Annotated in this window: 11 protein-coding genes; 1 reads left to right on the forward strand and 10 read right to left on the reverse strand. The window is 63.0% G+C overall.

Going from position 1 to position 20,505, the window contains the following annotated elements; all coding sequences use genetic code 11:
* Position 1: 1 nt before the first annotated feature.
* The 10 genes from J4E58_RS18475 to J4E58_RS18520 all read right to left on the reverse strand — a co-directional run bounded on the left by J4E58_RS18475 (position 2) and on the right by J4E58_RS18520 (position 15,223).
* The gene (locus J4E58_RS18475) at positions 2–1,426 is read right to left on the reverse strand and encodes an MFS transporter (protein WP_087090951.1); all 1,425 of its coding nucleotides are present in this window, start codon (positions 1,424–1,426) and stop codon (positions 2–4) included.
* Between the two features lie 72 nt (positions 1,427–1,498).
* Positions 1,499–1,672 carry a glutamine amidotransferase-related protein gene (locus tag J4E58_RS18480; protein WP_178082608.1) on the reverse strand — a complete coding sequence of 58 codons (174 nt, stop codon included), beginning with the start codon at positions 1,670–1,672 and terminating at the stop codon, positions 1,499–1,501.
* Positions 1,669–2,994, reverse strand: coding sequence for a phenylacetate--CoA ligase family protein (locus J4E58_RS18485; RefSeq protein ID WP_087090952.1), 1,326 nt, complete (start codon positions 2,992–2,994; stop codon positions 1,669–1,671). Before J4E58_RS18485 ends, J4E58_RS18480 begins: the two co-directional genes overlap by 4 nt.
* Positions 2,991–8,492: a non-ribosomal peptide synthetase gene (locus J4E58_RS18490; protein ID WP_256583169.1), complete on the reverse strand. Its 5,502-nt coding sequence runs from the start codon at positions 8,490–8,492 to the stop codon at positions 2,991–2,993. The genes J4E58_RS18485 and J4E58_RS18490 overlap by 4 nt, the downstream gene beginning before the upstream one ends.
* 34 nt (positions 8,493–8,526) lie before the next feature.
* Positions 8,527–9,645 (reverse strand): DNA glycosylase AlkZ-like family protein, encoded by a 1,119-nt coding sequence (locus J4E58_RS18495; protein ID WP_087090954.1) that lies wholly within the window; start codon positions 9,643–9,645, stop codon positions 8,527–8,529.
* Between the two features lie 31 nt (positions 9,646–9,676).
* On the reverse strand, positions 9,677–10,411 hold the full coding sequence (locus J4E58_RS18500; protein WP_087090955.1) for a flavodoxin family protein: 735 nt from the start codon (positions 10,409–10,411) through the stop codon (positions 9,677–9,679).
* Between the two features lie 91 nt (positions 10,412–10,502).
* Positions 10,503–11,858 (reverse strand): serine hydroxymethyltransferase, encoded by a 1,356-nt coding sequence (gene glyA / locus J4E58_RS18505; RefSeq protein ID WP_007925572.1) that lies wholly within the window; start codon positions 11,856–11,858, stop codon positions 10,503–10,505.
* Positions 11,855–12,856: an alpha/beta fold hydrolase gene (locus tag J4E58_RS18510; protein WP_087090956.1), complete on the reverse strand. Its 1,002-nt coding sequence runs from the start codon at positions 12,854–12,856 to the stop codon at positions 11,855–11,857. Before J4E58_RS18510 ends, glyA begins: the two co-directional genes overlap by 4 nt.
* Positions 12,849–13,979, reverse strand: coding sequence for a hypothetical protein (locus J4E58_RS18515; protein WP_087090957.1), 1,131 nt, complete (start codon positions 13,977–13,979; stop codon positions 12,849–12,851). Before J4E58_RS18515 ends, J4E58_RS18510 begins: the two co-directional genes overlap by 8 nt.
* Positions 13,980–14,653: 674 nt before the next feature.
* The gene (locus J4E58_RS18520) at positions 14,654–15,223 is read right to left on the reverse strand and encodes a type 1 glutamine amidotransferase family protein (RefSeq protein ID WP_087090958.1); all 570 of its coding nucleotides are present in this window, start codon (positions 15,221–15,223) and stop codon (positions 14,654–14,656) included.
* A gap of 1,476 nt (positions 15,224–16,699) precedes the next feature.
* Between J4E58_RS18520 and J4E58_RS18525 the strand changes: the two genes are divergently transcribed.
* Complete coding sequence (locus J4E58_RS18525; protein ID WP_256583168.1) at positions 16,700–20,344, forward strand: autotransporter domain-containing protein; 3,645 nt, start codon at positions 16,700–16,702, stop codon at positions 20,342–20,344.
* Positions 20,345–20,505 lie beyond the last annotated feature (161 nt).

Below are 20,505 nucleotides of genomic sequence, written 5' to 3' on the forward strand. Positions count from 1 at the left end.
CCTACGGCTGGGGGCTCGATGGGGCCGGCTCGAGAGCCAGGGCATTGCGTCCGGCCCAGATCAACAAGGCACCCCCGATCATCGCCAGCGCCGACAGTGCGAAAGCGCTGACGAAACCATTGGCCGTGATGGTCGGCACTGCGGTGCTGTCGGAGACCGCCAGGCCCACGGCAGCCAGCAGGGTGACCCCGAACACCTGGAACAGCTGCTGGATGGTGGTGGTGATACCCGAGCCGGCACCGGCATCCGCCTCGCTCAGGTCACTGGTGGCCAACGACTGAGCGACCGGTGCGACACAACCGAAGCCGATGGAGGTGACCAGCATGGCCGGCAGCATTCCCAGCCAGTAGCTATGCAGGGGTACGCCGAAGGCAAACAAGGCGAAACCCAGCGCCGAGGTTGCCAGGCCGACGACCGCTGCCGCCTGCGGGCTCCAGCGCTGCATGACGAACTGCGAAAGGAAGATGCCGGGGAAGAAACCCAGGCAGAAGGGCAGCCAGGCCAGGCCAGTCTGCATCGGGCTCAGGCCGAGGTAGTCTTGCAGCAGCAGTACGCCCAGGTAGAACAAGGCGCCGGAGGTCGCCGCCAGGATGGCCACGATGGCGTAGCCGGCCAGGCGGGGAGAGCGCGCCATCAGGCGTGCGGGAATAATGCCGTTTTCCGAGCGCTTGCAACGACGCAGTACCAGGGCGATACCCAGCAAGCCCAGCACCAGGAGCGCCACGCGCTGTCCGGGCAGGTGCTCGATGCCGGAGCCCATCACGGCCATGACGGTCGCGGCGACGGCCACCACCAGGATCAGTGCGTTGCCCAGGTCCAGAGGGGTGGAACTGCGGTGGGTGAACTTGGGAATCATGACCATGGTCGCCACGCTCAGCAGCATGACGATCGGCACGTTGATCCCGAACACCCAGCGCCACGACAGATAATGAGTCAGTACGCCGGACAGCAGTACGCCGATGATCGAGCCCAGGCCGCCCAGTGCCGCCCAGATGCCAAACGCCTTGCCGCGCTCGGGGCCTGCGGGAAACAGCAACGACACCATGGCCAGCCCGGTGGCCGAAGCCAGGGCTTCGCCAACCCCTTGCCCGGCACGGCTGACGATCAGCACGGTGGCATCTTCGGCGAAGGTCGCCAGCAAGGAAAATGCGCCAAAAATCACTACGCCGACCTGGAAGGTGCGCCGCACCCCAAAGGCGTCGCCGATCCGCCCGCCCAGCAGCAACAGCGATCCGGCGGTGATGAGGTAGGCATTGACTACCCAGGTCAGGGACCCGTCCGTGAGTCCCAGCTCGTGCTTGATCCGTGGCAGGGCCACGTTCACCACGGTGGCATCCAGTAGCAGTATCAGCTGGATGATCGAGATGACAGCCAGTGCCTGCCATCGTTTTTCATTGAGCGTTGCATTCGCGGGTGTGTGAGTCATGTTTATCCAATCCTTAGATTAATGGGTGTCGACCGGCATCCGGCCGGCACCCGAGGCTTTTTTCCAGAGCGATCAGCCCATGGGGTTGACGTTGGCCAGGGCCAATGAGTTACGGATCATCTTGATCCCGTAGTCGGTGCCGATGCTCTCGGGGTGAAACGGCACGCTTTCGATCGGCCGGGTACGCTGGCGCGCCGCCCTGTTCACGCCGTCGTCCGAGCAGGCGGTGGCTGGTAACGCGCTCACAGGGCGCTCTCCCGTTGATCGCGGATACGGGCGTGCTTCCAGGAAATGTAGGCGCCGGTCTCGGTCCTCGGGTCCAGGCTCTGCTCCAGTTGCAACTGGACCGAGGTGCCGAAATGGCCGGCCATCTGCTCCTGTACCTGGGCCAGCGAACGCTCGCCGATACCCGCCACCATCGACACTTCGACATGGTCGCTGCCGTCGCTGGCGGTGCAGATCCTGACCTCGTAGCCAGAGACCCACTCGGCCGCAGCCAGCACAGCCGACTCGATCAGCGCCGGCAGTACCTGGCGACCGGCCAGGGTCATCACATCGCTCACCCGGCCAAAGACCCGCAGGCAACGAGAACGATTGCCGCACCCGCATTCCTCGGCAGCGTGCAGTCGCGCCAGGTCGCCGGTGCGGTAGCGGATCAGCGGCTTGGCCCCGGGTACCAGCATCGTCAGGCACAGTTCGCCGATATCGCCTTCCATTCCGGGAACCGGAAGAATCTCCGCCAGGTAGTTGGTCTCGGAGAAGTGCAGGTTGCCGTTGGCGCAGCCGGTGGCCACCGCATGGGCTTCCTGGGAGCCATACAGACCATGGGTGCAATGGGCATTCCAGACCCGGGCAATATTGCTCAGCATCTGCGGCGTGCACAGTTCGCCCAGCACCATGATCTGGCCCACCGCGGTCTCACGCGGATCGATCCCCTGGCTGACATAGAGCCGGGCCAGGGCCAGGGCCACGGCGGGCGAGCAGATCAGCGAGCGCACGCCAAGGTCGTTGATCAACTGAGCGGCCTTGACCAGGCCGACCCGGGGGCTTTCCGGCCACAGCCGCACATAGGGAATGCCCAGGTTGCGGCAGACCTCGCCATAGGTATCGCCGAACGCATACAGCTCCGACGGTCCCATGATCGCGGTAAGGGCATCGGTGGTGCCGAATGTCGACTGGTACAGGTCGGCGACGGCCTTCTGCACATAGGCACCGCTGGTGTCCACGTCGATCGCCGCCCGAGGGCAGGGGGTGGGCGCCCCCGTGGTCCCGGTCGTCTCGTAGTACACCGCGATCTGCTCGAAAGGCAGGCTGCAGACCGAGCGGCCCACGGCGCGCAGGTCTTCCTTGGTGGTGAACGGTATGCCGTCCAGCGCCGGCAACGCGCTGGGGCCACCCAGTTGCGAACGCAGGTGCCTGGCATAGAACGTCGAGCGTTCCTGGACATACTGCAAGACTTCCCGGGCCCGCAATTGCCCCTTGGCCTCCAGTTCCTGTGGCGTGGTGCGTCCATCCAGGTAGGCGTCCACATCCTCCAGCCATTGCCGGTGCAGGTTGTCCTTGATCATGGCTGGTTCCCCGCGTCCAGGCTGTTGGCGAACTCACTGATGGTCTCGGTGAGCATGAGGTTCTCCAGGGGTACGCTGATGGACAGCTGGGACTCGAGTTCGATCTTGATCTTCATCGCCGACAGCGAGTCGCCGCCCAGGTCGAAGAAGTTGTCCTCGGGCAGTACCACCGGCTCCTCAAGATGGCTGGCGATGACCCGGATAACGGTGCGCAGGATGGTTTGCGGAGTCTTGCTGGTGGAGTCTTTCATGTCATTCCTCAGGGTTTCACGCAGGGCCAGTACATCCACCTTGCCGTTCTTCGACAGGGGTAATTGGGGCAACGGCTGGACAGTTTTCGGCACCATGTAGGCAGGCAGGCGCAAGGTCAGGGCCTGGGTGATTGCAGGAGCCAGTCCGGGTTCGCCGACATAGACCAGGGCGATCTGCTTGGGATGCCCGTCGGGACCGGGCAGGGCTACGGCACAGGCCCGCGAGACACCGGGGCAGGACTCGGCCACGCTCTCGATCTCGCCCAGTTCGATGCGCAGGCCATTGAGCTTGATCTGGTTGTCGAGACGTCCCAGGATCTCGATTTCGCCGTTGGGCAGGTAGCGCCCGAGGTCGCCGGTGCGGTACATCCGCTGGCCGCTGCGCGGGTGCTGGACAAAGGCCTTGCCGGTCAGCTCCGGCTGGCCGATGTAGCCACAGGCCAGGGACACATCGCTTTGCACCAGCATTTCCCCGGGCACCCAATCCGGGCAATCGGCCCAGTCGCCCGCCACGATGTGATAGGCGGAGTTGCGCATCGGCGCGCCATAGATCACCGAACGCACCATTTGGCCTTCTTGCTCGTCGATCTCGTGCAGTACCGACCAGTTGGTGGTCTCGGTGGGGCCTCCACAGGAGTACAGCCGTGCCTTCGGGTACAGCGCCCTGGCTCGCGGCAGCAGTGGCAGAGGGATCCAGTCGCCGGCCATGACGATATTGGCCAGCGATTCCACCGCGCAGAAGCTGCGCGCGTTTTCCGCGACACTGCACAGCAAGTCCATGATGGCCGGCACGCAGGCCCAGAAGGTCACGCCGTGGCGCCGCTGCAGGCGCAGCCAGGAATCAGGGTCCGGCCCCGCGGCCTGGGCAGGAACCACCACCGAGCCACCGTGCAGCAGGGGGCCGAAGATATCGAAGACCGACATGTCGAAGTGCAGGGCGGCAGTCGCCAGGTGGCGAGTGGAGGCATCCAGGCCGAAGCGCTCGACGACGTCATAGACGTGGTTGACCACCGCGGCCTGTGGAATCTCGACCCCCTTGGGGTTGCCAGTGGAGCCGGAGGTGAAGATCACGTAGGGCGAGTAGTCCGCGGGCAGGGGTGTCAGGACCAGGTCCGTGTGCTGCCCGGCCCAGGCACGCAGGTCCTCGTCCGTCAGTACGAGCCGCTGCGCCTGCTCCGGCAACCGGGTATCGGCACCGGCGATAACCGTGCGCACCCCGGCCTGGGACAGCACCGAGCGGATACGCTCGGGCGGCAGGTCGATATCCACCGGCACATAGCCGACACCGGCCAGCAGGCAGCCGTAGACCGCCGCATAGTGGCCGCTGCCCTTGGGCAGCACGATCCCGACAAAGCGTTCGCCGGGGTTGCGGGCCTGCTGGATCATCTGGCCGATCCGTGCCGCGGCCCGGCCGATTTCGCCCCAGCTGTAGCTGCCCCGTGGATCGAGGACTGCGGTTTCCCCGGCGCGTTCGGCGATCCGTGCCAGCAGCAGGTCACGCAGGTGAACCTCCGGTACCGGCGCCTGGGTCGCGTTTACCGCCTGGCGTACTTCGATCTGCGCGGCAGGTCGCAGGTCGAGCCAGGTGCGTTGCCAGACCTCGCTGTCGTCGGCCAGTTGCTGCAGCAGCGTGCGGAATGCGCCGAACATCGCTTCCACCACGTCAGGGCGAATGACCCCGGACAGGTAGTCCCATTTGAAGTACAAGGTGCCCTCGGACTCGCGCAGTTGCACATCCAGGGTGACTTGCGGCGTTTGCGAGACGCCGTAGACCTCTTGCCCAAGACGCGCCGCGTCATGGCGGCCCGGGTGCCCGAGCAGGCTGGTGAGGACGATCGGCATCAGCGGCGCACCGCCACTGCGACGGGCCCGGGCCAGCTCGCGCAGCACCTCGACACCGTTGAACAGCCGATGGTCCAGTGCCTGCCAGATGGCGCCTTGCAACTTCTGGCCGCGAGCCTCGAGGGTATCGGCGGCCGCTGTTTCGTAAGGCACCAGCAGGGTATTGGTAAAATCGCCGACGACCTGGTCGATATCGGCACTGACGGGCATCCGGTCCGAGACCGGGAAGTTCAGGGTGAAGCGGTCTTCTTCGCTCCAGCAGCGCAGCACTTCGCACAAGGCCAGCGCGACCGCCCCGGATGGCGAGATATTGCGCGCCTGGGCCTGGGCCTGGAGTCGCTCCCAGGCCGCGACGGCGAGGCTGCCCTCGTATCGCTCGAAGCGCGACGGGCCGCTGAACTCCCCGGGCTCCAGCTGCGGCAAGCGCGGCGCCGCCGGCAGATGGTTGATCTTGTCCAGCCAGTATTCGCGGTCGGCCTGGTACTGGGCGCTCTTGAGCACCTTTTGCCGATAGGCGACGTAGTCATGGAAGCTGGTCTGGAGCGCGGGCAGCTGTGGGTCATCTTCCAGGTAGAGATCGATCAGGTCGGGGATGATCACCTGGAAGATCGACCAGGCATCGGCGATCAGCATGTCGATGCACAGATGCACACGGCTGGTGCCGGCGCTGATGCGGCTGATGCGGAACTGGAACAGTGGCCATTGCGTGGTGCCGATTTCTTCGTTGGCCATGCGTTCGCGGACCTGGTCGATCTCCCGGTCGATCTGCGCCGCATCCAGGGCGCTGAGATCGACGTACTCCACCGCCTGGGTACCGTCGACATCGCCGATGCTCTGGCGTCCGCTGGCATCGATGGTCATGCGCAGCATCGGATGGCGCTCGACCAGCAGCCCCACGGCACGGGTGAAGCGCTCGCGGTCCAGGGCCTGCACTTCCCATTCGAAATAACCCTGGCAGCCGACGCCGCCGTAGTCGTAGAACGAGCCACGACCGATCCACAGTGCCTGCTGGCTTTCGTTGAGTTCGAACGGCAGCCGTTGCTGCTGCGCCGGCAAGTGCTCGAACGTCGGCAACTGGGTATTGCGCGAGGCATTGGCCAGGCGTACCAGGTTCGCCAGTACCGGCTCCTCGAGGAACGCGCCCATTTGCACATGGATGCCGTGCTTGCAGGCCAGCTCGCCGACCATGCGCAAGGCGCGCAGGGAATCGCCCCCAGCGTCGAAGAAACTCGACTCCAGCGTCGCCTCTTCACACAGCGTCCAGGCCAGCCAGCAATCACGTACCGCGTGGTCTGCCTGGGTCACCGGGGCAAAGACGGTCTGGTCCGCATCGCGCTCGATCGGGCCGACCTGCAGCGCGTTGTAGTCCACCTTGCCGTTGCGCCCCAGGGGCAGGGTGCCGGTCACGATCTGGCCGGGCTGAGCGGCCGGGTGCAGGCGCGAGGCCAAGTGCTTGCGGACCTTGGCCATCACCTCTACGGCGTCCGGAGCCAGCTCCAGGAACAATGCCAGGGTCGCGCCCAGGTCGTTGCTCAAGCAGGTAGCCGCCGCCTTCACCACGCCCGGTACCTGCAGCGCGGTGATCTCCAGTTCAGTCAGGTCGACCCGATGCCCGCGGATCTTTACCACCGAGTCGGTCCGCCCGAAGATTTCCACGGTGCCATCGGCGGCCATGCGCGCCCGATCGCCGGTGCTGTATTGCAATGGCGACGTGGCGTCCAGGGTGTTGCCACGAAACGCCTTCTTGGTGTCCTCGGGGTTCACGTAGCCCACCGACAGCGTTTCGCCGGTGATGATCAGCTCGCCGACACAACGGGCCGCGAGCGGCTGGCCATGGCGGTCGACCACGTACATCCGGGCGCCGGGTATCGCCCGTCCGACCGAGGGCAGCAAGGTGCGGCGCGGCGCGCACAGGTCCTCGATGGACACCACCGCGGCCTCCGCGGAGCCATAGACATTGATCACCCGGTAGCCGAGATCGGCCGGCGGCCATTGCTTGCAGCGTTCACCGGCGATCAGCATGGTGCGCAGGCCGGTCCGGGGCCCGGTGGCCCACAGCGCTTCGGCGATGGACGTCATGGCCAGCGTATGGTTCATGTCGCCTTCGAGCAGCCAGCGGGCCAGCAGGTTGACGTCCTGCAGCACCTGCGGGGCAGGGATGCACACCGTGCCGCCGGCGCACAGGACCGGCAGCGGGTCGACCTCGACCATGCCGTAGCCGGGCGACGATAGCCATGAGCCGCGGCTATGCTCGCCCAGCCCCGCCTGATCGATAATGGCGTCCAGGGTTGCGGCCATTCCCCGATAGGACAGGCATACGGCCTTGGGCCGTCCGGTACTGCCGGAAGTGCCGGCGATAAAGCACGCCTCGTTGGTGGTTTCGACCCACTTGCCGTGTTCCCAGTCGACGTGGGCAGGGCGTATCTGCACCTTGTCGATATCCAGCAGCGGGCAGCTCGCCCAGTCTCGCGCTCGCTCGGTGGTGCTGCCTGCGGTCAACACCGCATGAGGGCTGCACTCTTCGATAAAGGCCCGGATGCGTTCATCGGGATGCGCCGGGTCGATCAGCACGCAGGTACCGCCCATGCGTTGCACGGCGATGATCGAGGCCAGGTGTTGCCAGCCGCGCTCCAGGAACAGCGCCAGGCGCGGGCTCGAGCGCCGGGAAGTGACGCGTTCGCGTATGTGCTGGACCAAGGCCTCGGAGGCATCCCAGAGTTCGGCGTAGGTCAGGGTGCGGTCGCTGTTGTCATCCACGATCGCCACGGCCGATGGCTTGCTCTGTACATGCCGGTAGATACGCTCCACCAGGAACGGGCGCTGGCCGGTTTCGGCCGGGGCAGGGCAGGCGGGTTGGATAGTGGACGCCGGCAGGGCCTTGGGATCCAGTACCCGGGCGCAAGCGAAGGCCACCAGTTCTAGCAATTCCAGGCGTACGGCCCGGGTCATGCGATCGCTGCGTACCGACAGTTGGCAGCGGCCGTCCTGCAGCAGTAGCCAGACCGGCGATTGCGCCGCTGGCAGGTTGTTGCCATCGCTGATCTCGATATCGGCACGCAATGGCGTGTCGTCATGGGGCGCTTCGGCACTGTCGCGCAACTGCGCGATATAGCCCCGAGCGTCTTGCGCAAGGTTCAACGCCGTGCAATCGACGCCGAGCTGCGACCGCTTGCCGCCGTCATGGATGCCCAGGGTCACCCGGCCTTCCGGGCTGAGCAGGGAGCCCAGGACCGCGGCGACCGTAATCAGGTCGTTGATGCTGGCCGTCAGGCCAGGGGGCAGGGCAATCTCTTCCTGCTCCCGTGCGCTGTCGGCCGATTGTCCGGCCGCCGGGCACGCGAACGCGTCCCACAGGCTGCGCTCGGTGCCTGGCAGCAATTGTGGCTCGGCGGGTACTGATGTCATGTCGTCCCTCATCTTGTTCATGCCTTCCCTGTTGTCACGCTGTGGTTTTGTTCTCGATCTGGTGAATGGCCCCGATCTGCTCCGCCAGTACCGAGGCAGCCTGAAGCACGGCTTCACGCTCCTGGTCGGCGAGTGTCGAGGCATCGACTGCGATGAAGCGTTTGCTGCCCTTGGCCGCCGTATTCCAGGTGGCGACAGCCCGGCCGCCGATGAGCACCACCGGCCGCCCGTTACCGGCCGCGTCGTAGCCGCCGACCCGTTCCAGCTCAAGGCAGTCGCGCTGTCTCGAACCGGGCGCATAGCCCATGACCAGGGGATCCCAGGCCGGCAGGAAACGGATCTGCGCCGTTGCGGGGGCCTTGGTGCGGTCGAGGAACCGCTCAAGGCGCGCCAGCCCGGCCGGGCTGTGCCACATCTGGTTTCCGACCTGGCGGGCTGCGCAGGCTTGAAGCAGCGTGCGCGCGGTTTCCTTGGAAACCCCGAGCCACCAGGCCAGGTCGTCGACCGTGACCGGTCCGTAGTGTTCGACGTAGCGCCCGGCGATATCGCGCAGTAGCAGGTCGCGGTCCAGTGGCACGCCGTCACCGGGTAGCAGCCCTTCGGGTGCAGCGGAGTACAGCCAGCGGTTGGACCATTGGTTGGCCGCCGGTATACGGACCAAGGCGCCGTCATAGGCGGCAACCGAGGTCAATGCACGCGCCTGGGGCGCCGGCAGGTCGAGGGCGCTGCCGATGTCCTGCAGGCGCACCGAGACGCCACTGCTGAAGGCGACCAACGTCGGCAGCAGTCGCCGGTAATCGTCCAGGCCAAGCCCTACGTCCCGTAAGCGCCATTCGTGGTTGGCCAGCGGCAGGCGGGTGGCGGCGAAGACCTTGGCTGCCAGCTCGCCGGGAAGCAGGAACTTGGAGCGCCGCATGCCCGGGATCCGCAGCAGGTCGCTGGCGTTTTCCATGGCCAGTACGGTCTGGCGATCGAGGTTGCGATTGCGCGCCATGACCGCCAGCCAACTGGTAGGCCGGGCCGAATAGACCCCGACATAGGCCTGTGCAATCTGTGCCACCGTGGCATCCGCCAGGCGCTCGAAGTGTTCCGACACTATCCATTCCCGCAGGTGGGTGTCGGTGAGGCCATTGCAGGCAGTTCTAATGCTCATAAGGTTCTCGATAGCTGTTGGGCTGCGCAGTTCAGTCGCCGACGACATCGAAGTTGCAGCCGCGAGCGGCCTCGAGCTGGTACATGTCGGACTTGGCCGGGACGAAGAACGTGCCGTCCTTGCCCTCGCGATGGCGTTCGCCAGGTACCGAGACCGGCAGTGCCGCCTGCCCGGTGACTCGTTCGTAGTCGCGCATCAGGCGGGTCATGGAAACCATGCGATCGAGCATCCGGCGCAGCATCTCCATGCCTTCCTTGTCGCCCAGTACTTCGCCTTTCTTGTCACCCACGAGCATGGCCGGGAAGCCGTAGCCGACCATGATCATGCGGTTGAGCAAGGCGCACTGGAGCATCTGGTTGTAGACCTCCACATGGCCCATGCGCCGGCCAGTGACCATGACCCCGGCAACCTTGTTGGTGAGGGTGCGATCGTGGCGCAGGAACCCGGTCCCGACCCGCTCCAGGAATGCCGACATCAAGGGCGTGGCGCCAAAGCCATGGACAGCGCAGGCGAAGATCACGCCATCGCTGGCTTCCATGAGTTGCACGGCGCGCGCGGCGTCATCCTTCTGCGCGCAGGGCTCGTCGCGAAAATTGCAATCACCGCAGGCCCCGCAGGGATCGATCCTGGCGCTGGCCAGTGAAAAGACCTCGAGAATCACATCCTGCTTTTCCAGGTACTCGGCCGCCCACTCCAACGCCCTGGCATTGTTGCCATCCAAGCGTTCCGAGCCGTTGATGGCGACGTATTTGATCTTGTCCGTCATGGTGCTTCTCTCTTCTTAGCGTTTGCGTATTGGCCGGGCACGACGATCGCCGGACCGTCGTGCCATGCCTCCAGCGGTGCCGGAGACTGCTTCAGCCTGCCAGGTAGTCAGCGATCGGATACTTCACGCACAGCGCCTCGGCCTCCGCGCAGAATTGCTTGCGCAGCGCCGGGTCCAGGGTGAACTCGCTCTCGCCGAGCGGAGTCACCTGGTCCAGGATCCGGCAGAGCAGGTCGACGATCTGCCGGCATCCCTGCGGGTCGACATGACGCTGGGCGAGGGCGCCGGTACCGATGCGCAGGCCACTGGTGACGAAGGACGAACGTGTTTCGCCGGGCACCCGGTTCTTGTTGACGATGATGCCGCAGTGCTCCAGCGCGGTCTCGGCGATAGCGCCGGTCATCGCTGCGCGCAAGCGAATCAGAATGGTGTGGTTTTCGCTGCGACCGCCCACCACCTCATAGTCCCGGGCCTGGAATTCGCTGGCCATCACATCGGCCGCGTCGCGGATGCGTTGCATCTCGGCATCGAATTCGGGGGTCATGGCGTAACCCAGCGCCGCGGCCTTGGCGGCCATCATGTTGACGGCCGGCGCGCCTTGCATCCTCGGGAACACCGCCAGTTCGAGCACCCGGGCGAAGGTCGCATCGCGGCCGGGGACTTTTTCATTGGCGTCACGGCCCGAGAGAATCAGGCCGCCACGGGGGCCTGCGAGCTGTTTGTGGGTGCAGGTGGTGGTGACGTGCGCGGCGTCGATCGGGCTCGGATGGCGCCCGGTCGCCACCAGGCCGGCGATATGCGAGATGTCGGCCATCAGGATGGCGCCGGCTTCATCGGCGATCTGCCGGAAGCGCTCGAAGTCCACGACCCTGGAGTAGGCCGTGGCGCCGCAGATGATCAGTCGCGGCCGATGCTTGAGGGCCAGCCTGAGGACTTCGTCGTAGTCGATCAGGCCTTCCTTGGTGGTGCCATAGCCGATGGCCTTGTAGTAGGTGCCCGAGAACGTCACGGGGCTGCCATGGGTCAGGTGGCCACCGTTATCCAGGGCCATGCCCAGTAGCGTGTCGCCAGGTTCGAGCAGGGCGGCGAGCACCTGGTAGTTGGCGCTGGAGGCCGAGTGCGACTGGACACCGGCATATTGCGCACCGAACAGCTCCCGGGCACGGTGGATCGCCAGGGACTCGACCAGGTCCACGTTTTCGCAGCCGGCGTGATAGCGGCGTCCGGGAACGCCTTCGGCGGTGACATTGACCAGCGCGGAAGACGAAGCCGCCAGGGTGCGGGGCTTGACCGCGCAGCAAGAGGCGACCAGCGAGAGGGTGCGTTGCTGGCGAGCGACCTCGGCGTCCAGGATCTGCGCCAGTTCGGCGTCGTGTGCCTGAAGATCGGCCAAGCCGCGCTTGAGCAGATCGGCCTGGGTGAGAAGTGGTTGATGATTGACTGTCATGACTTGCTATCCCTTCCTTTGGTGTTGTGTGCTGCGAACGCCAGCACGGTTTCCTCGACCTCGTGCGCATGGGTACGCACGAAGTAATGCCCGCCACCGGCCAGGGTTGCGGCCTGGGTAACGTCGATGAACGTGCGCCATTGCTCCAGTACCGTTTCGGGCTCGGCGGTAGCCGGATCTTCATCGCCGAGCAGGAGCAATGCCGGTACGCCGTGCGCCGGGTGCTGCGCCAGGTAGCGATAAGCCTCGCAGGCGATCAGATGGTCTCTGCGACCACGGGCCAGCATGCTCTCGACCTGGCTGTCGAGCAGTCCGGTGAAGGCACCCAGGGAGCGCAGGTAGTCGGTCCAGGTCTGGTCCGCCGTGGTTTCGGCGGCGCCAATTGCGGCATCGGCATCCAGCACCGGGCGCGAGGCTGCAACCACCAGTGACAGGCTCTCGTGCCTGTCGGCCATGCTCGAGGCAATGCACGCCGCGGTGGCCGCGCCGGCGCAGTGGCCGTAGATCACCAGGCGGGCGGCGCCGATCTCTTCGATCTCGGTGGCAAGGGTGTCGAGCAGGGCATGGAAGTCCAAGGCGTCCTCGACCTTGAAGTCACCGAAATCCACGCCGAAAACCTGCACATCCTGCGTGCCTTGAAACAGGCTGCGGTAGGCCGTGGCATCGCCGCCGCCGAAAGGCACTGCAACCACCGCGGTCGAACCCGCGGCGGCTTGCGCATCGCCAAAACAGACCAGGCGCACGGCTTGTCGAGTGGCTTCGCAGAGGATGCGCCGGGCTAGGTCAACGGCCGTCGGGTGCTCGAAAAGCGTCACGATGGGCAGGTTGCAGGACAAGCGCGACATCACCCGAATAGCGTCGAAGGAGTCGCCGCCGAGGTTGAAGAAATTGTCTGCAGGGTCGACATGCGGCAGCTTGAGTACCTCGGCAAACGTGGCAGAGACGCGAGCCACTTCGTCGGCGAGGACGTGTTCATCGAACTGGATGTTTTCAGTCATTCCATTCACTCCTATCCATAAGTACATCAGCGAGTTCATTGAGCAGGTGGGTGGCGGCACTGGCGTCGCAAAACGGCCCCTCGATCTCCAGGAGCAGTTGCGAAGCGCCTGTGCGGCGTATTTCGATTCCCACCGGAAACGTCGCGCTCATCACCTGCGAGGCCGGGATGCCGCGCCTGCCCGCGCCGTTGATGAACAGCTCGGACGCCCGGCAGCAGGCCAGCGTCTGGCGCGCTGCGGGACAGTGGCGAGCACGTGCCTCAAGGCTGGTTTGCCCGGGCAGCAGCTGTTCTCCAGGGACTGCGAAGGAGAGCGGGACAAGGCCCGTCATCATGCCGATGGCATCCTGCTGGTGAGCCGGGCGCCAGTCATGCGAGGAACACAGGGTGTCGCCCTCGGCGATGACATCGGCCCGCCGCAGGCAGGCCAGGAGCGTCGCCAAGGGCGGCTTGCCGACATTGATCGTGGCGATGTCCAGGCTGCGTTGCAGACTCACTCGCGGCCCTTGGGCATTGAAGGCCAGGCGCCCGGTTTGCCGCAGGCGCACTGGCGTCATCGGTTGCGCAACAACTGTGCGCAGCCCGTCCTCAGCGTGCCCGTGCAGGGCTTGCGCCTGGACATAATCGTCATAGCACTCACGCCCTCGACGCATGTGCGCCAGGGCTGAACCGACGTCAGCGGATTGCGCTGCTTGCAGCCGCCGCGCCAGAACCTCGAGGCTATGTTCGTCGGCCAACCCATGATGGATCGAGAGGAGACAGTGCCATCCAGTGCCAGTGGCCAGGCTGCCAGCGGCAAATAGCGCAGTGCCGGTTCTGACAGCCAACTGGGCCTTGCGCAACGCCTCGGCAGCGCTGCTGCCGCGAACATCGAGCACTTCAAGATATTGGCCCAGCTCCTCGCCCCATCCAGCGTTCACCAGCTGGCGCAAGAGTCCGAGATCCGGGTCGACCCCGTCCTTGAGCGGTATGACCGTGGAAACTTCCTGGACGACCCCGGTGTAGAAGCCCTGGGCGACCATGGCCCTGGCCTCGACGCTGAGCCTGGCGTCGGCAAGTACCTGCATCATGCCCAGCCGTTCGATCGATTCCGTGGCCGGGCCTTGAGCTGTTGTTTTTGACATGTCCGATCCTCGGCGCGCAGGCATCATCCGGCGGCGATTTCGATCCATTGGAGAACGCATTTCCGGGCACCCGCAGCTCTCCCGTCCAGCGGGAAAGCCATAAGGCGCGCAGCGTTTTTTGTACGACGGCCTTAGTCGGTCATGTCGTAAAAATGCGTCGGCTTTTTACTTGCTTCGAGCGGGCCGATCAGTTTCTAAGGCGCACGCAAAGGAGGGAACCTGACGGAATGTCGGGCAGGGTTCCGAGGGGGTAGGAATCATTGCTCGCAGCATTTCGCTCATGGGCCGAGGTGCTGAGGGCGGGGGTTTCAAGGGGGGCTGGCAGGTTCCGGACAACAATATCGGCAAACAAAAACATTAAGCCATTCCTTAGCTTGGGTAGGAAAAATGTCGCCTTTTGGGCGATCTAAATAAAGCATCCTTTGATACGGCATCAGGTAATCCCTGATTTGGCTAGGGGATGACCCTGCTCGCCATAGGGGAAAACCTTAGTAGGTAATGTCGTAAGCGCAAGTAAGTTTTTTCCGATTTTTTAAAAAATTATCGGACTGCCCCAGGCTGCGGTTCAGCCGTGGAAAACATGCGGACCTGCCATCAGCAAAGCCGGAGGTGCGCCACGGCCAAGTAATAGGCCGCGGCGTCAGGGGAGGGGAGAAATAGAGGAAAGCGGGGGCTCAGCAGTGGATGTGTTCAGCCGCATGCATGGCCAGGTAGGCATCGAGCTTCTTGTCGTTCAAACCCAAGGTACTGAGAATTTGCGCCATGAAGCTGACAGGCGCGCTACCAGGGGCGGTAACCACCCCCTGGTCGGCAACGGCATAGGGCACATCCTGGTAATAGTCCGCTCCGCGGTAATGCACCTGCTTCAGGTTCTCAGCAGAGTTGGACGTATGCTGCACGTGATCCAGCACTCCGGCCTGGGCCAGGACGCGGGTGCCGTCACAGATTCCCGCAACGACGATTTTCCTGGCGTGGGCCGCACGAACCAGCGCCTCGATTGCCGGTGCCTTGTCTGTTTTCCACACAGGGCCTCCCGTCACGATCAGCAAGTCGACATCGTCCAGCTCGATGGCTTCGATGGCCAGGTTCGGGATGATGGTCATTCCTCCGGATGAGGTCACTTGCTTGCCACCGGGGGCTGCGAAACGAGTGTCGAAGCCATAGTAGGCTCGCCCCGTGGAGTTGATGAGTGCGGGTTCCCAGTCGGAGAAATTCTCGGTGAGAACAGTGACGGCACGTACCATTTGAGTGTCCTTCTCAAGTATCCATGATGATCGGCGGCAATGATCCAGAATGCGGGTCCTGGCCGGTTGCCATCGAGTGTAGGCGCTGGCGCGTCGCTGAATGACGGGGCTGAGTATCGGCGGGATGCATCGGACTCGACAATGACAGTGGTCAAAGGGGCGGCGGGTTGGGCATTGAAATCAGCGAGGGGGGCTTCGGTGGTGTTGAGGGCGGCTTATGAACATCAATGACATAGCACCTGATTTTTGTGGGTGATGTCAGATGTTCATAGGCAGCTCATGAGGCCGAGATTACTGGCTCAGTGTTCCCGAAATGAACGCAACTGTTCATCGATTGATGTTCATAGACCGAGTTTTCCGAGACCCGCGTTAGCCTCGTCCCCGGGCTGGCTCAACCATTGGTCGACCTCGCGCTGCCTCGGGTTACACGCGAGCACTACATCATCGGTAACGCCGCGATCAATTTCCCGTATCCGCACGTGTTGGCATTTCTTGTCGTACTGGAATCGTGATTCGGGGGGGGGCAAGGTGTCCCTTGCTGGCAACCATTTTCCGGAGCCACATCGGTTTTTGGTGACGCCGGGATCTTGGATGCTACTTAGCAGCTAGCCAAAAAACGGATACCGGGGTGAGGGAGTCAGCGATCTACGATGGGGGGATGAGTGCAAGCGTGATGCCAATTGCAATTGGTTCGCTTGCTGGGTGGCGGGTTTGTGGCAGTGAGCGTACGGAGTGATTGACGGAGGACTTTGAGGGAGTAGGTGATTGGTTCGTGGTTAGCTGAACCAATTTTTCAGACAGTGCCATATAGATGTGCATCAAAGTTACATGCGCTTCATTAGGAAACGTCGTGAGTATCGCACCGCCTATGAAGGGACTACGTGCGTGAAAACTTTTGGCTGGAAGTCCCGGTATTTTGCCGTCCTGTGGGCAGCAAGGCTAAAGTGCAGCTGTTCAAGGTTGACCTAAATCTGATCCTCGAAGGGCACCCCTTACTGCAAATAAGAAGAAGGTTTCGGCTGAGGTGCCCTCCCTAATATCCGTTCGCTTTTCATTTTTCAGACTACTCCTAAATATTTAACGACTTGTATCACGGTATTGTCTTGAGAAGGCCTGCTGCACCCACTTTGATTAGGGAATTATAACTACAGAATTTTATTTCAAGCCAAACCCTGTTGCAGCGACAAAAGCGCTATTGAAGTTACCAAGTGGCGCCCCGTTTCTTGGTTGCCCGCACAAAAAAGTCGCAGTGCTGACCAGTGATAAATATGTCAATACGGAGCTCGAGGCCCGAAATGATCAAGTTGCTTTCTGCCTATAAAAATAAAAAGCCGATGACACGCATTTAGAACTAATTACATGTTCGAGGGGAGCAGAATGAGTATTTCAGATCATGATTCAAGTCGTATAAAAAAACATCTACTCACAGCACGACAATGGAGGCTCACACCCATCACTTGGGCTGTTACCTTGTCGATGAGCCAGGCAGGCGTGGCTTTTGCGCAAGAAGCGCCAGCAGCCAATAATCCCTATACGTCTCAGGTGCTTGAAGCTGCGTTCAGGAAAGCAGTTGCCTCGTTTGGCCCCAAAACCGACGTATATAAGGGGCTGCGGTTTAAAGACGCGGAGATCGTCGATTTAGCGGCCAAGGATTTTGCCGCCCAGTCCGGCAAGTTTGACTCGGCCCTCAAGCAGAACTACGAACTGCAACCAGAAAACCTGACCATCAGCGCCATGCTTGGTGATACCAAGCGGCCGTTGGACTACGACTCGCCTCTGGACAAATACCGCAGCCGGTTGTTCAGCAACAACGGCCGTTACACCACCGATATTCTCGATTTTTCCAAGGCAATCATCTCCAATCTGCCCGCCGCCAAGCCCTATGTCTATGTAGAACCGGGCGTCAGCAGCAACCTCAACGGGCAACTGAATGCAGGTCAATCCTGGGCGGGTGCTACACGTGACTGGAGCGCCAACGCACAAACCTGGAAGACTCCGGAAGCCCAGGTTAACTCTGGCCTGGACCGCACCAATGCATACTATGCTTATGCCTTGGGCATCACCGGTAAGGGCGTGAATGTCGGCGTGCTCGACTCGGGGGTCCTCGCCGAGCATTTTGAGTTCCAGGGCAAGAATGCCCAGGGCCAGGACCGGGTGCAGACGGTGACTTCTACCGGCGAGTACTACGCCACCCATCCGCGCTACCGTCTTGAAGTGCCCAGCGGCGAGTTCCAGCAGGGTGAACATTTCAATATCTCAGGAGAATATGACCCGGCGTTCAACGATGGCCACGGTACGGAAATGTCCGGCGTGCTTGGGGCCAGCCGCAATGGCACCGGTATGCACGGCATTGCCTTCGATGCGAATATCTTTGTCGCCAACACAGGTGGCAGCGACAACGATCGGTACCAAGGCTCCAATGACCTCGACTACAACGCCTTCATGGCCAGCTACAACGCCCTGGCCGCAAAGAATGTGTCGATCGTCAACCAGAGTTGGGGGCAAAACTCGCGCAACGATGTAGAGAACCACTTCGGCAATGTCGGCGACAGCGCGGCGGACAACTTGCGCGACATGACCGCCGCTTATCGCCCGTTTTGGGACAAGGCCCACGCCGGGCAAAAAACCTGGATGGACGCGATGGCCGACGCAGCACGGCAAAACACGTTCATTCAGATCATTTCTGCGGGTAACGACAGCCACGGGGCCAACCCGGATACCAACGCCAACCTGCCGTTTTTCAAACCCGATATCGAAACCAAATTCCTTTCGATCACCGGTTACGACGAGACCAGCGCTCAGGTCTACAACCGTTGCGGCACGTCGAAGTGGTGGTGTGTGATGGGCGTTTCGGGGATTCCATCCACGGGGCCGGAAGGCGAAATTATCCCAAATGCCAACGGCACCTCGGCCGCCGCGCCGAGTGTCTCCGGGGCGTTGGCGCTGGTGATTCAGCGCTTCCCTTACATGACCGCCAGTCAGGCCCGCGATGTGTTGCTGACCACCTCCAGCCTGCAAGCGCCGGACGGTCTGGACACGCCCGTGGGTACCCTGTACGGCGGCCGCACCTACGGCAAACTGCAACCGGTGCACGACGCTGCGCGGGGTACGCCGCAGGTACCGGGAGTGGTCAGTGGCTGGGGCTTGCCCAACCTGCAAAAAGCCATGCAGGGGCCGGGGCAGTTCCTCGATTCGGTGGCGGTGGCCTTACCCACCGGTACTCGTGACATCTGGGCTAACCCGATTTCCGATGAAGCGATCCGCGCCCGTCGGCTAGAAGACGCTGCCGAGCAGGCAACCTGGGCGGCCACCAAACAGCAAAAAGGCTGGCTCAACGGCCTGCCGGCCAATGCCTCGGCTGACGATCAGTTCCAATATGAAATCGGCAACGCGCGGGAGTTGGCTATGCTGGCGCGTGCCAAGGACCTGCTCACCGGCACGACCTATGTCGGTAGCCTGGCCAAGTCGGGGGACGGTGAACTGGTGCTGGAAGGCCAGAACACCTATTCGGGCAGCACCTGGGTACGCGGCGGCAAGCTGTCGGTCAATGGCTCGCTGACCTCTGCCGTGACCGTGGATGGCAGCGCCTTAGGCACCGTGAACGCGGACAACGGCGTGACAACCACCCTGGGTGGCACACTGGCTGGCAACGGCACGGTCGGGGCCTTGACCGTCAATACCGGCGGCCGTGTGGCGCCAGGTCATTCGATCGGCACGCTGCATACCGGCGATGTGACGTTCAACCCGGGCTCGGTGTACGCCGTGGAAGTGGGGCCCAATGGCCGCAGCGACCAGATCCAGAGCAGCGGTGTCGCCACCTTCAACGATGGTGTGGTGACGGTTTCCCTGGAAAACAGTCCCAACCTGTTGACCGCCACCGAGGCACGTAGCTTGCTGGGCCAGCAGTTCAACATCCTCAGTGCCAGCCAAGGCATCAATGGCCAGTTTGCGGCGATTTCGCCCAACTACCTGTTCATCGGTACCCAGCTCAATTACCAACCTAACCAACTGACCCTGGCGGTAGCACGCAACCAGACGACCTTCGCCAGCGTTGCGCAAACGCGCAACGAACGTGCAGTGGCGACGGTGGCCGAGACATTGGGCGCCGGCAGCCCGGTGTATGAAAGCCTGCTGGCATCAGATTCGGCGGCCCAGGCGCGGGAAGCGTTCAAGCAACTCTCGGGGCAACTGCACTCGGATGTGGCGGCGGCGCAAATGGCCGACAGTCGTTACATTCGCGAAGCCGTCAACGGCCGCCTGCAACAGGCTCAGGCACTGGATTCCAGCGCGCAGATCCAGGCCAGCGACAACGGCGGCTGGGTGCAACTGCTGGGCGGTCGCAATAACGTCAGCGGTGACAACAACGCCAGTGGCTACTCCTCGTCCACCAGCGGTGTGCTGCTGGGCCTTGACACCGAGGTCGGCGACGGCTGGCGTTTGGGCGCAGCGACCGGCTACACCCAGAGTCACCTCAATGGCGACGCCTCGGCATCGGCTGACAGCGACAACTATCACCTGTCGGTCTACGGCGGTAAACGCTTCGACGCCGTCGCCCTGCGCTTGGGCGCCACCACTACCTGGCACCGTATCGACAGCTCGCGGCGTGTGACGTACGCCAACCAGTCGGACTACGACAAGGCCGACTACAGTGCTCGCACTGACCAGGTGTTCGGCGAAATCGGTTACACCCAATGGAGCCTGTTCGAACCCTTCGCCAACCTGACCTACCTGAACCATCAGAGCGATTTGTTCAAGGAAAAAGGCGGCGCCGCAGCCCTGCATGCCAGTAAGCAAAGCCAGGATGCCACGCTCTCGACGTTGGGCCTGCGCGCGCATACCCAATTGCCGGTCAGCTCGACCTCGGCCGTGACGTTGCGCGGTGAGCTGGGTTGGGAACATCAGTTCGGTAATACCGATCGTGAAGCTTCGCTGAAGTTTGCCGGCAGTGACACCGCCTTTGCCGTCAACAGCGTGCCGGTGGCCCGTGATGGTGCGGTGATCAAGGCCAGTGCGGAAATGGCCCTGACCCAGGACACGCTGGTGTCGTTGAGCTATAGCGGTTTGCTGTCCAACCGCGGTAACAACAACGGGATCAACGCGGGCTTTACCTTCCGCTTCTAACCCAGGGAAGTTGTCCAGCGATAATCTTTGGCGAGGGAGCAAGCTCCCTCGCCACAGTGATGCATGGAATAAACAGCCCTGCGCAAAATTGACTCACAGGTTTACAATTGTCGCTCCTGATCAGGAGTATCCCTGTGCTGACTCCGGGCGGCGATGACAGT

Origin of the sequence: Pseudomonas sp. FW305-25 (assembly GCF_017351415.1) — a bacterium.
In the GTDB taxonomy this organism is placed as follows: domain Bacteria; phylum Pseudomonadota; class Gammaproteobacteria; order Pseudomonadales; family Pseudomonadaceae; genus Aquipseudomonas; species Aquipseudomonas chlororaphis.